We start from the raw sequence: 14,929 nt of genomic DNA on the forward strand, positions 1-14,929 counted from the left end.
GGCCGTGGCGTTATGGCTACCGCTCGCACTTGTTGCTCAACAAATGGTGGGGCTGGTGGAGTAAGTTAATACATAGTTGACTGCGAAGCGGGGTCGGCTTGTAGTGGGCGTCCTCTCAAAATGATGCCTGCGAATGCTCTGCATGGGGCGCTATAAGCTTTGCTGTCGGGTAGACTTGTCTATGTTGACTTAGCTAGTTTTATTGGGCTTTTAATCGGTCCTGATTGGATGGGATAGAGATATGGCAACGTTGCTCGCCGATAAATACGAGGCTCGCAAGGCCGAGGTCAATGCTCGCTTTGAGCAGCTTCGTGCTAACGAGGAGGAGCTCAACCGAATCTTCGCCAAGATCTACAACATGGAGGGCGAGGTGCCCATCGAGGTCGAGGACAAGTACGTATCGGTGGCGCGCATCTTCGATACCGCTGACGAGATTCCCGAGAGCTACAAGGGCAACAAGTACGTGCGCACCAAGCGCGACGAGATTACCTCGCTCATAAGCTATGCCGTGGGCTGCATGTTCGGCCGCTATTCGCTGGACGTGGACGGTCTGGTTTTGGCCGATCAGGGTGCCACGGTCAACGACTACCTGGCCAAGATGCCCGATCCCGATCACGTGACCTTTATGCCCGACGGCGACAACGTGCTGCCCATCACCGATGACGAGTACTTTGACGACGACATCGTGCGTTACTTTATCGACTTTGTGCGCACCGTGTACGGCGAGGAGACGCTCGAGCAGAACCTGGCCTTTATTGCCGAGGCGCTCGGCGGCAAGGGCACCTCGCGAGAGGTCATCCGCACCTACTTTTTGAAGGACTTCTTTAAGGACCACTGCCAGACCTACAAGAAGCGCCCTATCTACTGGCTGTTTGATTCGGGCAAAAAGAACGGCTTTATGGCCCTGGTCTACATGCACCGCTATACGCCCGACCTGCTGGCGCGCATTCGTACCGACTACGTGCACGAGCAGCAGGAGCGCTATCGCTCGCAGATCGCCGACGCCGAGGACGCGCTGGCCACGGCCGAGCGCGGCGAGAAGGTCGCGCTGACCAAGCGCATCAAAAAGCTCAAGGATCAGCTGACCGAGACCGTTGCCTACGAGGAAAAGCTGCATCACCTGGCCGACCAGATGATCAAGATTGACCTGGACGACGGCGTTAAGGTCAACTATGCCAAGTTCCAGGATGTGCTGGCAAAGATAAAATAATGCACACGTGATTACGCGTTACGCGAATTGTTTTGACCGGTATGACAGTGGGATTGTTAGATGGCAAAGTTCGATGTAATTGAAGAGCTGGCGGCGCGCTTTGAACAGCCGCTGCCCGATTGCCGTGAGCGCCGCGTGGTGGTGTGGCACGACGCGGAAGGCGAGTTTGCCGCCACGTTTGCCGAGCTTGCCGAGGGCGGCTTTGGAGAAGCGGTAGAGCAACGTTTGCCGCGTCCGGTGCGCTTTGTGGAGGCTTGCGACGGGCATATGTTTGAGGTCAAGCGCCTTATCGCCCGCGAGGACACCACGAGCGACATGCTGGTGTATCGCCAGCAGGGGCGTGGCGGCCTCGAGGGCGATTGGCTGGCCGATGTTGAACTGTATGCCGATCAGTTCTCGGCGGACTATCTGTCGCTGCTGGCCGATCAGCTGGGGGCTTCGAACGCGCGGGATATTCGCAAGGCGTTGCAGGCGCACAAGTCGTTCTTTGCCGCCAAGGGCCGCGTCGCCAAGTTTTCTAAGTGCATGCCCGCGCCTGCGTGTGCGGCCGATGTTGAGCTGGGCCTGCTGGCTGCAATGTTTGGCGGCTCCGACCCCAGCGCTGCCACCATGCCGTTTATTGTGCGCGCATGCCTGACTATGCTGCTGCGCGATGGCCCGGAGGCGCTGTCGGAGCTGGCGCAAAAGTTTGAGGCCGCCGACAGCCTTGCTGCCTTTGTTCGTCAGCGCACGGGCTTTGAGGGTACGCTGTTCGAGCGCGATTCGCTCCAGGATTTTGCCGCCCATGTGCTGCTGACGGCCTCAGCCTCGCTGGTGCCAGCGGCTGCGCTGCAAAAGCTTTCCAACCATATTGCGCCCGCCTATGCGCCGTATTGCATCGCCGTCGTCCGCGAGTGGGCGGGCGATGCTGCGGCGTCTGATGACCTGCGCGAGATTTGCGAGCTGGTCCAGGACGCGTGCGGCCTGCGCCATGTGTTTGGTGCTCTGCCTACCGACGATCTGCTGCGCCTGGATGTATTCCCGTGCGTTGACGAGGCCATTTTGAGCGACCTGCTCACCTCGCTGGCGCAGGGTGCCGATCGCGTTGACGAGGCCCGTCGTGTTGCCGCGGCCCGTCGCGACCTGTGCTGGTACGACGATGTTGCCTGCTACTACCAGGTGCTTTTGGCGCTGGCCGACATGGCGGCCTTTAAGCGCGACCATGCGGGTGGATTCCATATTGCCCAGGCGGCCGAGGTATGGGAGGCCTATACCACAGATTGGTGGCGCATGGATGCGGCATACCGCGCGCTGCGCCAGGCCAACGAGCGCTGCAAGCTTCGTGGTGTCGACCTGTTGGAGGAGCCCGAGCGCCGTGCGGTCGAATGGGCCGAGAACAACTACGTTAACTGGTATCTGACCGAGAGCAACGCGTGCTGGGCCAATGCCGCCCAGGCGCAGTGGCGCGATGCCGGCTATGTTGAGGGTGTCGCTCGCCAAGACCTGTTTTATTGGGAGACGCTGCCCACGTATACCGGTAGTGCCAAGGCCAAGGTGGTCCTGATTAGCGATGCGCTTCGCTACGAGGTGGCGCAGGATGTGGCCGCCGCTTTGGAGCGCGAGCGTGGCGGCGAGGTGCGCATGGGTAGCGTGCAGGCGATGTTTCCCTCTATTACCGAGATGGGCATGCCGGCGCTGTTGCCGCATCAGGCCATGACGCTCAACATGGAAACGGGCGCCGTGCTGCTCGATGATATGCCGACGAGCTCTACGGTCGAGCGTCAAGCGGTGCTGCAGAAGGCCGCGCCTACGGGTCGCGCCCTGAGTGCCGCGGCGTATCTGGACATGTCTGCCGCCGACCGCAAGGAGCTGCTCAAGTCCAGCGAGATCGTGTACCTGTATCACAACAAGATCGACGCGACGGGGGAGAAGCTCGCCACCGAAAGCGATGTGTTCGATGCATGCGCCGAGAGCGTGGACGAGCTGGTCTCGATCGCCAAGCGCGTGTGCACCGACGCGCCAGGCGCCCGCGTGACGATTACATCCGACCATGGCTTTTTGTACACGGCCAACGAACTGCCGGAATGCTTGTTCCTGGGCAAGAACGACCTGCCCGACGATCCGGTGCTGTTTGGCAAGCGCCATGCGGTGGTCGCTCAGGGCGACACCTTGGCCGATATCGCTAACGGCGCGGACGGTAGCCCGTGTTTAGCCATGAACATGGACCATGTGGTGCCGGGCGGCGGCTACGTTGGCTTGGCTCTGCGCGGGATCGTGCACTACAAGCGACCCGGCGGAACCAAGCGCTACGTGCATGGCGGCGTGAGTCTGCAGGAGCTCGTGGTGCCGGTGGTCGGGTATCGCCGCCTGAGTGCGTCCTCAAAGGAATTCGTTGATACGCAGACTGCGAAGCTGCGCGTGCTGAGCGAGAGCCGCCGCGTTACCAACTCGCTGTTTGGCATTAAGTTGCTGCAGGAGGAGGCCGCTACGGGCAAGGTGCTGCCGTGCGAGTACGAGCTGGTGTTTACCGACGAGACCGGCAACGAGGTGAGCGACGTTGCTCGCGTGCATGCGGACATGACTTCGCCCAACCCGCAGGATCGCGTGGTCGAGGCTCGCTTTACGCTTAAGACGGGTGTGTCGTTTGGGTCCGGCTCGTCCCATTTGCTGGTTTGCCGCGATGCCCAGTCGGGCAAGATCGTTTGGCGCGAGACGTATACCATCGCTGTTTCGTTTGCCCCTGTTGCTGACTTTGGTTTTTAGGAGTGTGCCCTATGATTGATAGCCATGACGACAATCTGTGGGAAGTTCCCTCGATTGATGTGGATGTGCCTGCGGAGGCTGCGGCGTCCGTTGAGGATGCGGCGCCTGCCCCGGAGCCGGTTGCTGCGGCGCCTGCCCCGGAGCCGGTGGAGGCCGTCGCGCCCGTTGAGGACGAGTCCTCGACCGATGGCTATGACCAAGCTGTGGCCGAGGCTCCCGAGGATGAGGGCTACGACATGGACGGGCTGGACGGCAAGCTGCTCGAGCACTTTGCTGGCAAGATCGTGCGCAAGGACCTGACTGCCCTTATGAAGCGCGGCGCCAACGTGCCAACCTTTGTGCTTGAGTACCTGCTGGGCATGTACTGCTCAACCGATGACGAGGAAGCCGTTGCAGAGGGCCTGGATCGCATCCGCAGGATCCTCACCGATAACTACGTGCGCCCCGACGAGTCCGAGCGCATTAAGTCCAAGATTCGCGAACTGGGCCGCTTTACCATCATCGATAAGGTGACGGCCAAGCTCGACGAGTACAAAGATATCTACGTGGCGTCGTTTGCCAACCTGACCATCGAGCCGTTTGTGATGCCGGCCGAGTACGTGCGCGACTATTCCAAGATTCTGCAGGGCGGCATTTGGTGCATTATGAGCATCGAGTATCGTCACCCCTTGGATGAGGAAGACGAGTTTGGCATGGAGGTCTTTGGCGACGATGCGCCACGCCGCTCCAAGGCCAAGCGCAAAAAGCGCGGCCCCGAGGACTCTCCGTTTAGTGTGGCGTCGCTTACGCCCATCCAGATGCCCAACCTGGACCTGGATGCCATGATCGACGAGCGCCAGTACTTTACGCGCGACGAGTGGCTCAACATGCTGCTGCGCTCAGCTGGCTACGAACCCAGTGAGCTTTCCGAGAAAGAGCGTCTGCACTTTATCGAGCGTATGGTGCCGCTCATCGAACGCAACTACAACCTGTGCGAGCTGGGTCCCCGCGGCACCGGCAAGAGCCATATCTACAAAGAGGTCTCGCCCTACGCCATCTTGCTCTCTGGCGGCCAGACCACCACGGCCAACCTGTTCGGCCGCATGAACTCCATGCGCGCCGACCGCGTGGGCTTGGTGGGCCACTGGGATTGCGTGACGTTCGACGAGGTCGCCGGCATGCGCTTTAAGGACACCAACGCCGTGCAGATCATGAAGGACTACATGGCGAGCGGCAGCTATGCGCGCGGCCGCGACCAGATTAACGCCGATGCCTCCATGGTCTTTGAGGGCAACATCAACGACACCGTGCAAAACGTCCTTAAGACCACGCACCTGTTTGATCCGTTTCCGCCGGAGTTTAACAACGATTCGGCCTTCTTCGACCGTATCCACTATTACCTGCCGGGCTGGGAGATTCCCAAGATGCGTTCGAGCTTGCTGACCGGGCATTACGGCCTGATCACCGACTGCCTGTCGGAGTTTTGCAAGGAGATGCGCCGCAAGGACTTTACGCACCATATCGACCGTTACTTCCGCTTTAACAGCGACTTTAACAAACGTGACGAGATCGCCGTGCGCAAGACCTTTAGCGGCCTGGCCAAGCTGCTGTTCCCCGACGAGGCCATGGACAAGGACGACGTGCGCTGGCTGCTGGACTACGCCATCGAGGGTCGTCGCCGCGTAAAGGAGCAGCTCAAGATTATGGCGGGCGTTGAGTTTATCGACGTTAACCTGGGCTATATGGATGCCGACAACCCGCAGGACGTGCACGTGGTGCGCGTGCCCGAGCAGAGCGAGGACACGCTGATTCCCGACGGGCCGCTGCTGTCCGGCCATGTGTTTGGCGTGGGCAGATCGCAGGGCGGCGAGGTCGCCGTGTACAAGTTGGAGAACAAGGCCGTTGCCGGCGAGTGCAAGTTTAAGCACGAGGGCGTGGCCTTTAACAAGCCGGTGCGCGATACGCTGGAGGCCGCGTTCGACAACTTTGTGAACCTGGCGAACCGCGTGGCACCGGGGATGCACATTGGCTCCAAGGATTATCTGCTGTTCTACAACGACCTGCAGAGCAAGGGCCTGTCCGAGGAAGTTTCGCTCGCCGAGTTCGTGGGCCTGTGCTCCGCGGCGTGCAACCGCCCGGTGATGCCTGCGTTGGCGATTCCGGGAATCTTGCGCATGTCGGGCTCTATGGACGAGATCCGTGGGCTCGAGGACATTATGCGCGTGGCCAAAAACGCCGGCGCTAAGCGCGTGATTTTGCCGCTGAGTGCTATTGCAGGTTTGCAGAGTGTTTCGTCCGAGATTATCTCGGGCCTGAGCCCGGTGTTCTACATGGATGGCGACCCGGTCGATGCCGCGAAGAAGGCACTGGATCTGTAGGAGTGCGGGCGAGCGGGCTTGCGTGCGCGTGGGCCCGCGGGCGTGTTGGTGCGTAGTGCGTGAGGAGGCCTACCGTGGCGGACGAGCGTTCTGTTGGTGAGCTGCTCGACGAGCTGTTTGGCTTTGAGTCGGTGGCCAAGCGTCAGACGGCGCTTGAGCAGTACGATCGTGGGGAGTTGGTGCGCAAGGCGCGCTCCCGCGAACTGCTGGGCGTGCTTAGGGGCGTCGAGGCTGCCGAGCACGCTGCGCGCGACTCTGCCGTGCGGGCTGTTGATACGTACGTGCGCCGTGTTGAGGGTGCGGCCCTTGCGCGGGCTCGTAAGCAGGCGGGCATTGTCGGTCCGCTGCAGATGGAGCGCCGCTATGCTGCCTTTTTGCGCATGGAGGACAAGGCCGAGCTACTGGCCCGTTTGGAGCAGACGCTCGCGTTTATCGAGGTAAAGCTGCGTGCGAATACGGCGGACAAGGTCCGCGCGGCGTACGATGCCGCGGGGGCTATGGTGCTACGGGACGCGGCGCGCCTGAATGGCGTGCGCGTTGTGGATGCCGTGCCTTTGGATGCCGACCTGCTGTGTACGCAGCTGGAACAGTTGCGTTGTGCCGCCGATGCGACGGACCTTGCGGGTATGATCACAGCGACGTTTGAGTCCGAGCTGAGTGCGACAGGGTCGCAGGGCGCCAGCGGGTCTGCGAGTGATGTTGCTGGCGATGTTGCTGGTGACGTGGCGTTGGAGCGTGAACTTACCAACGTGCGCGGCGCTGCGCAGAGGGCGCGCTTGGCCGCGCAGGCGTATCGGGCCGAGCGCGCCGCCCGCATTGCAGGGAGCACGGTTGAGCCGGTATCGTTGCCCGAGCCTGCGTGCGTTGCGTGCGAGACGGCGTGCGATACCGGTTTGCTTTTCGAGTTGCTCGCTCAGGTTAAGAAGTCGTTTGAGACCTACCGTCGCGTTGTTGCCGACGGCGGGTTGTTCTGTGCGTTTGGCACAGGCTCGCCGCATGGGATTTGCAGGGGCTCGAGCTATTTCGACTACGATTCTCGGCTTGACGAAGACGTGCTGGTGGGCGAGTACGATGGCGCTACCAGGCACGATGTTCGGCGTGAGGTTCCGATTCCCGAGCTGGTGGATGAGGCTTCGGCCGAAGGCGGCGACTCGCTCGAGGTTGCCGTGGCACGCATGCGTGAGTTTAACGGGCGTCGCTACGATGGTGTGCTGGATGAGGACCCCACGCGCCATGTGAATGCGTTTTGGTATGGACTCAAAAAGCTCAGTCAGTATTGCGAGGCCGCCGTGCGTGTGGACGAACGCGCTTGGGATTGCTTTATCGATAAGGTGCAGTTCGCCTACGATGAGCCCGTGGGGCGTTTGGCTGTGCAGATGGACGACAAGCAGATTGCGGCTTTTGTTGCTGCTGTGGATAAGCTTAGCGCTGCTGAGTAGGGACCTGGCTCGGTAGGAGGTTTCACCATGAAGATCGAAGTTGATGTGGACCAACTGCGCGAGAGCCTGCTCGATCGCGTGGGGAGCGCGGCAGGCGTGGGCTTTCCGGCCGCCATGCTCGACGTGATGGATATCGAGGATGAGTCCCCTCAAGAGCTCCTAGCCCGAGCCGAACACGAAGGCCTCGACCTCTGTGATTTTGCCGTCGACGATGACTAGGAATGTGACAAGGATAGCTAATTTGGGACGGTCGCCTGCACCCGCAGCTGCGCGAAAATACATGATAAGCCGTCCCAATGGAGTCTAATGAGCTCGCGACCGTTCTATTTTGACCGCACGCCGGCTAAGTGAGTAGGCTTTATTGGAAATCCTGAGCACACGACTAATTTGCTTCAACAAACCCGCAGGTCACAGACTTGTGCTTTGGTGACGTGGTCGGCGATTCGACAAAAGTCTACTCACTTAGTTTTGAGAGGCGCTAATTGTCCGCAACGAGACCCCAGCCGGGGCGATTGATGCTCAAATGTAGCCAATTCGGGATGGCTGTCCCTTGCCGCTACGATGCCAGCGTGGCGATGACGGCTTCGTCGCCGGCGTATATGAGGGTGTTGCCGTCGGGGATGATGGTTTGGCCGTCGCGCTTGAGCATCACGACGATAAAGGGGTGCTTGCCTTGCGGCACGTCGCGTAGACGCTGGCCGGCCAGGCGACCGTGGGGCGTCACGGTGACCTCGCGCAGTGTAACCTCGGCACGTTCTTCAAACGTTGGCGCGGCCATCACCAGCAGGTCACCTTCCTCGATGACGGTATCGCCGTTGGGCAGCACCGGGTGCGCGCCGTCGCGCAGCACCAGGGCTACGAGCATGTCCGTGGCACTGCCGATGTCCGCGAGCGAGCGCCCGGCAAACGGATGCCCCGCGCCAACCTTGAGCTTAACAAACGACATGCCGTCCTCGTCGCGGTAGTCGTTAAACGTACGGCGCACGTCGCCGGCCGCATCGATCATGTCGAGCTTTTTCGCCACCGCCGGCAGCAGCGAGCCCTGCACCACAATGCTCGCCACGGCAATCACAAACACCAGGTCAAACAGGTCATGCCCGCCGGGAACACCGGCCACCACGGCAAAGAGGCTAAAGACGACCGAAGCCGCGCCGCGCAGGCCCGCTCAGCTTACGAGCGCAACCTGGCGAGGGCGCGTCTTAAAGGGCGCCAGCAGCAGGCCGACGGCGATGGGGCGGCTCACGAAGAGCATAAACGCCATGAGTGCCAGGCCCGGTAGCAGCATTTGCGGCAGGCGGGCGGGCGTCACGAGTAGGCCGAGCAAGAAGAAGATCGTCATCTCTGCCATCTCGGTGAGGGTGTCAAAGAAGTGCGCCATATCGACCTTGCCGGTGATGTCGCTGGCGCCCAGCACAATGCCGGCTAGATACACGGCCAAAAAGCCGTTGCCGCCCAGATAGCTCGGCAGCGCGTAGGCGACGATCGCCACGGCGAACAAAAAGATGGTCTGCGCGCCCTCGGCCGTTGCGTGCGCGCGCTCAATCAGGCGGCCCGATGCCCAGCCGATGACAAGGCCCAGGCCCACGCCCAGGATGATCTGCTTGGCGAGCAGCACGGGGATGTTAATGTCGCCGCCGGCCGCAAGGGTTGCGAGCACGGCGGTGAGCATGTAGGCGACAGGGTCGTTGGAGCCCGATTCGACCTCGAGCAGCGAGTCGGTGCCGTCCCTCAGCGAAAGGTTGTGCTCGCGCAGCACGCTAAAGACACTCGCCGCATCGGTCGACGCCACGACCGAGCCTAGCAGCAGGCCACCGATCCAGTCGAAGCCTAGCGCGAAGTGTGCAAAGGCGCCCGTGATGCCGGCGGTAATGACGACGCCGAGCGTGCTCAGCAGCACCGCGGGCACGGCGACAGGTTTGGCGCGGTCGATATTGGTGTTAAAGCCGCCGTAGAACATGATGAACAGCAGCGCCGTGCTGCAGACGGTTTCGGTGAGCGCGTAGTCGCTAAAGTCGATGTGCGCCGGACCGTTGACGCCCAGCAGCATGCCCAGCGCGATAAAGATGAGCAGGGTGGGGAAGGGGAGCTTTTTGCCGACGGGTTTGATGGTCAGGCACAAAATGATGACGAGGCCGATAAAGAGAAGGATCTGGTTCATGGATAGTGTCCGCTCCTGGGAGGTTGGCGTGGCACGGTCAGTTGTCTGCGGTTATTTGTACCCAAAGATGGTGGGTTTATGGGAACGGATTGCGGGCGTGCGCATTTTCGACACGAGGCTGCGGCGTGTGCGACGTTGGTCGGGGAGCAGCTGCCGGCGGTGCACCGTGAACTGCGCGCGCGGGCGTGCGGCTGCTAACGACCGTTGGCGACGCGTGGCCCTTCCCAGCTTTATTGCAACGGAGTACAATGGGTAACGTTTAAGTTCAACTTGAAGTTTTAGTTGTGGCTCCGGGCTTCGGCCGTAATGCAGGGAAAGGCGTTCCATGGCGATCTATGTGACATCCGATGCTCACGGGCACGTGCGCGCGCTGGACGAGGCCCTTTCCAAGATCTCGCTAACGTCCGACGACACGCTGTACGTGTTGGGTGACATGATCGATCGCGGTCCCGATCCGGTCGGCGTCATCAACTTGGTGCGATCGCTGCCCAACGCTCGCGTGCTTAAGGGCAACCACGAGCAGATTATGCTCGACGCGATCATCGGCCAGGACCCGCTTGATGCTGAGACCTGGGATATCAACGGCGGTTGGACCACGCGCCAGCAGCTCAACGAAATGGAGTTTGAGGCATACGAGGAGTTGGTACGCTGGGCTGCCGCCCTGCCGCTCTATGCGGTGGCAGAGACTGCCGAGCGTCCGTATCTGCTGGTGCACGCCGGTATTCAGACCGAGGCGGCGCGTGCGTTTTTGCTTGAGCACGGTGTCGATTGCGGTGACGGCAGGGGAGCGGTCGATGCCGATAGCGAGTTGCTGCAGCAAATGCTCGCCGTGCAGTCGTCCGATGACTTGCTGTGGATTCGCCATGGCTACTGGGATGCCCCGACGGGGCTGCTATCTGCCGAGGGCAAGGGTCCGGTCGTGGTGAGCGGCCACACGCCAACGGTGTCGCTGGGGCGCTATTGCGAGGTTGGCGGCCTGGCGGGACTCGATGAGGAGTCGGGCCGCGGACAGATTGTGCGCCTGGGCGGCGAGGATACCGCCGGCGTTCCCGACCGCATCGACATCGACTGTGCCGCCGCCACCGGCTCCGAGTTCGGCCGCGTAGGCATTCTGCGCCTAGACGACGGGGCGGAGTTCTATGCAAACATTCTCCCTGGCGAGTAATCGGTGCAAAGGGTAGCTAATTTGGGACGGGGCTTTTTTGACTACTTTTGCCCTTCTGCCCATCAAATGATTTTTCTGGGGCGGGGATTACATAATCATTTGGCTGCCCGCTGGCTAAGTGAGTAGACTATTTTGGAAATGCTGAGCACCCAACATGTTTGCTTCAACAAAACCGCAGGTCACAGACTTGTACTTTGTCGGTGTGGTCGGGGATTCGGTAAAAGTCTACTCACTTAGTTTTGCGTGATGCATATTGTCCGCAACAAGACCCCAGCCCGGGTAATTCCATCGCAAATTCCGGTGGCCGAGGCAGCTAATTAGACACCGTACGGGTTGCGGGCTCGTTCTATGCGCTGGCGAATGTGGGCGTACTCGACAATCAACAGCACCAGCAGTAGGGCCATGATAGCCAGGTAGCTCACGGCGGCACCCATTAGCCCCAGTAGGTTGATGAGGACCATCGGCACCACCACGCTCACGGCAAAGCAAATGAGGTAGATCTTGGTGACATCGCCGGCGTGGCGCAGCACTGTGATAATGGCGTAGATAAAATCGATGGCTGCGGTGATGCCGCCGGCGACGACCATCAGCAGCGCCAATGTGCGGTAGCGCTCAAAGTTGAGGCCGTACATAAAGCTCATAAGGGGAATGCCGGGGCCTGCCATAAACGCGGCGCATGCGCCAGTGAAACCCAAGATCAGCGCCATGACGGCGACAATAATTAAGTCAAAGCGGCGACGCTTGCGCGGGTTAGCCCAAATGCTCGACAAACGCAAGAGCTGCGGTTTATAGATAAAACCAATGCTCAGCAAAATGGCCTGCGCCGGAAAGAACAGGGCATTAAAATACAGCTGATATTTGTAGGCCAGCGTGCCTTCCATCACAAACTTGGGCATGCTCTCGATAAGGTTGAACAAAAAGAGCGCGCCAAAGAGCGGGGCGCACTGCGCAAAAAGGCGGCCGACTTCGCGTATGCTCACGCGACGCGATTTTTCGGTTTCGAGCAGGGCGAGCGGGGCGGTGACCAGCACGAGTGAGGCAATGGCGGCGACGCCCATGGCCATGGCCGCGATGGGCATGCTGCGCGTAAGGAACAGCGCCACGCTAAAGACCGCGATGACGCCGGCGGAACGCAGCGTTTGGCTCATGCCGGCCAAATAGAGCTTGTCGGCCTGCTGCAGGCGGCCCTCGTACACGTCGGCGATGCCGTCGATCACCTTATACAGGTAGACGCCCAGGCCGATCGTCGCCATCTGCGCGTCATAGCCGCGGGCGCTGCTGTACATGAGGCCGCAGCCTAGGGCGAGAGCTCCGCAAAGCCAGCGGTTGAGCTGGTAGGAGGCAAAGGACGTCTTCTCGTCGATGTCCGAGACCTGAAAATTGCGTACGCCGTAGTTGCACGCGATCATGATGAGCGTGCCGGTGACAAAGGCGATGGAGAACTTGCCGGCTTCTTCGGCGCCCACGAGTTGCGTGGACACGATAGTGAGCAGCGGAAACGCCATGCCCCACACAGCGGTGCCGAGGGTGTTCCAAAGGTAGTCGCGGCGGGTGGCGTGCTCCTCGTATTCGGCTTCTTGCGTGGAGAAGCCGCCGCCGTAGACGGCGCCGAGCAGGCGGTTCCACCAGGCGTTGACCATACGGCGGACGGGACCGGGCTCGCGATCGCGCTCGCGCCGACGACGCGTGGCTTGGCCGCTATTTGGACCGCCGGCGTTGCGCTGACTCAGCTCCTGGATACGCGCGAGCTCCTCGGCGGTGTGCGATGCGGGGAACAGGCCGTTCTCGATGCGGCCGCCCTGTCCGTGCGCCCCGCCCGATACAGCGGGGTTGGCGATACCGTTGCGGCGGGCGATGGCGCGGCGGATGCTATCGAGGGGCGAGATGCTCAAAGCGGGTCCTTTCTATTGCTGCGTTCTAGTATAGACGCGACGGTGTCACTCATGTTTTTGAACGGATTGTTCAATATTTTCGGGGGGCGGCAGTAAATTGTCGGTGAGCGTGCGGTATCCTGTTGAAGTTATGTGATACCACGATGCCGCCCGCGCGGCACCAAGGAGCTTCTACCTATGGACGTCGCCGCATTCTTGCTGGCTCTTGTGCCGATCATTTGGCTTGTCGTGATGCTGCTGTGCTTTAAATGGCCAGCTTGGAAAGCCGCCATCGGATCGTTTGTCCTTTCGTGCGTGCTTGCCTTCGCATGGTGGCACCTGCCGGCAGCGCAGATCGCGACCGCCTCGCTCGAAGGCTTTTTGATGGCCCTGTGGCCCATCGTTTTGGTAATCATCGCCGCGGTGTTCACATATAACCTGTGCGTTCGCACGGGCGCCATGGACGTGATCGGCAGCATGATCACCTCCATCAGCAGCGATCGCCGCCTGCTGGCGCTGCTTGTGGCCTGGTGCTTTGGTGGCTTTATGGAGGGCATGGCCGGTTTTGGCACCGCCGTCGCTATTCCCGCCGGCATGCTCGCGGGCCTGGGCTTTGAGGCCGTGCCCGCCGTGCTCATCTGTCTGCTGGCCAACGGCGTGCCCACGCCCTACGGCTCCATTGGCATTCCCACGGTGTCCGTTGCCGGTCTGGTGGGCCTGGACCCGCTACATTTGGCGACCGTTCAGATGGTGCAGTTGGCGCCTTTCTTTGCGATGATGCCTCTGTTTATCGTGCTGGTTGCGGGTCGTGTCGCCGATGACCAGGGTAATGTTGCGGGCGTTGCCGAGCGCCTGAACGGCGTGGCGGGCATCGCCGTGCTCTCCGGCGTGTCCTTTGCCGGTGCGGCGCTTGTCGTTGCTATGTTTGTGGGTCCCGAGCTTGCCGTCGTCGTCGGTTCCATCGTTTCGCTCGCGCTGACAGCTGCGCTTGCCATGCGTGCCGAGAAGTCGGGGCATCTGGACGCACGCTTCCACATGAATATCGAGGCCGGCGAGCAGCTCACCGCTAAGTCGGCGCTTTCGGCTTGGTCGTGCTTCATCCTGATCTTTGTGCTGCTGTTGGGAACGTCTAACCTGGTGCCTGCCGTGCATGCTGCGCTCGCACCGTTTGCGAGCCAGGTGCAGGTGTATTGCGGCGAGAACCCCGGCACGCTCACGTTTTCGTGGATCAACACGCCGGGCGTCTGGATTTTCCTGGCGGCGTTTGTCGGCGGCGCCATTCAGGGTGCTTCGCCGCGCATGATGGGCAAGGTACTGGCCGCGACCGTCAAGCAGATGATGCCGACGGTCATTACCATGCTTTCGGTTCTGGGCTGTGCCAAGGTTATGGGCTATGCGGGCATGATCTCTTCGATCAGCGCGTTTTGCATTGCGGTCGCCGGTGGCCTGTACCCGATTCTGGCTCCGTGGATCGGCGCGGTCGGTGCGTTCGTGACCGGTTCGGGCACGTCTTCTGGCATGCTGTTTGGTCCCATCCAGAGCCAGGCTGCCACCGCGCTGGGCGTGAGCGACTACTGGATGGTCGCGCTGAACGCGCTTGGCGTCGCCGCCGGCAAGATGATCTCGCCGCAGACGCTCGCTATTGGTCTTGCCGCCGTGCACGTGCGCGGCAAGGATGCCGAGCTCCTGGGCGCCGTCCTGCCCTACGCCGCCGGCATGCTGGTCCTCATGAGCGCCATCGCCATGCTCGGCCAAGGCCTGCCGCTATAGTTGGCACTTTGGGAACGTCCCTAAGTGCCGGCATCCGGGGACACTCCTTGAATGTTGCCTGTTCAAGAGTGTCCCCAACGACTCGTCGTTTGAGAACGTCCCCAATGACTACCCAATGACTAGGCCGCTTGCCTGGGATTTTTGACCGTTGGGCGGGCTTGCCGCCCTTGCCGCAAAAAACGTTTTTGCATATCGGGTACAACGAACTTTACGTGAG

10 protein-coding genes are annotated in these 14,929 nt (G+C 61.0%); 7 read left to right on the forward strand and 3 right to left on the reverse strand.

Features of this window, described 5'->3' with window-relative positions:
- The first annotated feature begins 241 nt into the window (after positions 1-241).
- The 5 genes from ACTQ0H_RS02690 to ACTQ0H_RS02710 all read left to right on the forward strand — a co-directional run bounded on the left by ACTQ0H_RS02690 (position 242) and on the right by ACTQ0H_RS02710 (position 7,967).
- Positions 242-1,210 carry a hypothetical protein gene (locus tag ACTQ0H_RS02690; RefSeq protein ID WP_441546827.1) on the forward strand — a complete coding sequence of 323 codons (969 nt, stop codon included), beginning with the start codon at positions 242-244 and terminating at the stop codon, positions 1,208-1,210.
- Between the two features lie 60 nt (positions 1,211-1,270).
- Positions 1,271-3,952: a BREX-1 system phosphatase PglZ type A gene (pglZ, locus tag ACTQ0H_RS02695; RefSeq protein ID WP_441546828.1), complete on the forward strand. Its 2,682-nt coding sequence runs from the start codon at positions 1,271-1,273 to the stop codon at positions 3,950-3,952.
- Between the two features lie 11 nt (positions 3,953-3,963).
- Positions 3,964-6,309, forward strand: a complete 2,346-nt coding sequence (gene brxL, locus ACTQ0H_RS02700) for a protease Lon-related BREX system protein BrxL (protein ID WP_441547755.1) — start codon at positions 3,964-3,966, stop codon at positions 6,307-6,309.
- Positions 6,310-6,383: 74 nt separating this feature from the next.
- Positions 6,384-7,748, forward strand: a complete 1,365-nt coding sequence (locus ACTQ0H_RS02705) for a hypothetical protein (protein ID WP_441547756.1) — start codon at positions 6,384-6,386, stop codon at positions 7,746-7,748.
- Positions 7,749-7,775: 27 nt separating this feature from the next.
- Positions 7,776-7,967 carry a hypothetical protein gene (locus ACTQ0H_RS02710; protein WP_441547757.1) on the forward strand — a complete coding sequence of 64 codons (192 nt, stop codon included), beginning with the start codon at positions 7,776-7,778 and terminating at the stop codon, positions 7,965-7,967.
- A 337-nt stretch (positions 7,968-8,304) separates the two neighbouring features.
- Here ACTQ0H_RS02710 and ACTQ0H_RS02715 read toward each other — a convergent pair whose 3' ends face one another.
- Entirely contained in the window at positions 8,305-8,868 is a 564-nt protein-coding gene (locus ACTQ0H_RS02715; RefSeq protein ID WP_441547758.1) for a TrkA C-terminal domain-containing protein, read from the reverse strand.
- Positions 8,869-8,913: 45 nt separating this feature from the next.
- The gene (locus ACTQ0H_RS02720) at positions 8,914-9,906 is read right to left on the reverse strand and encodes a potassium/proton antiporter (RefSeq protein ID WP_441537796.1); all 993 of its coding nucleotides are present in this window, start codon (positions 9,904-9,906) and stop codon (positions 8,914-8,916) included.
- Between the two features lie 325 nt (positions 9,907-10,231).
- On the opposite strand from ACTQ0H_RS02720, the gene ACTQ0H_RS02725 reads away from it, so the two are divergent.
- Positions 10,232-11,071 (forward strand): metallophosphoesterase, encoded by an 840-nt coding sequence (locus tag ACTQ0H_RS02725; RefSeq protein WP_441537797.1) that lies wholly within the window; start codon positions 10,232-10,234, stop codon positions 11,069-11,071.
- A gap of 317 nt (positions 11,072-11,388) precedes the next feature.
- Here ACTQ0H_RS02725 and ACTQ0H_RS02730 read toward each other — a convergent pair whose 3' ends face one another.
- Positions 11,389-12,963 carry a lipopolysaccharide biosynthesis protein gene (locus ACTQ0H_RS02730; protein ID WP_441537798.1) on the reverse strand — a complete coding sequence of 525 codons (1,575 nt, stop codon included), beginning with the start codon at positions 12,961-12,963 and terminating at the stop codon, positions 11,389-11,391.
- 177 nt (positions 12,964-13,140) lie between these two features.
- On the opposite strand from ACTQ0H_RS02730, the gene ACTQ0H_RS02735 reads away from it, so the two are divergent.
- A complete protein-coding gene (locus tag ACTQ0H_RS02735; protein WP_154515661.1) occupies positions 13,141-14,712 on the forward strand; it encodes an L-lactate permease in 1,572 nt (523 codons plus the stop codon).
- Positions 14,713-14,929: the final 217 nt, after the last annotated feature.

The organism is Collinsella sp. LCP21S3_A3 (assembly GCF_052118905.1).
Taxonomy (GTDB): domain Bacteria; phylum Actinomycetota; class Coriobacteriia; order Coriobacteriales; family Coriobacteriaceae; genus Collinsella.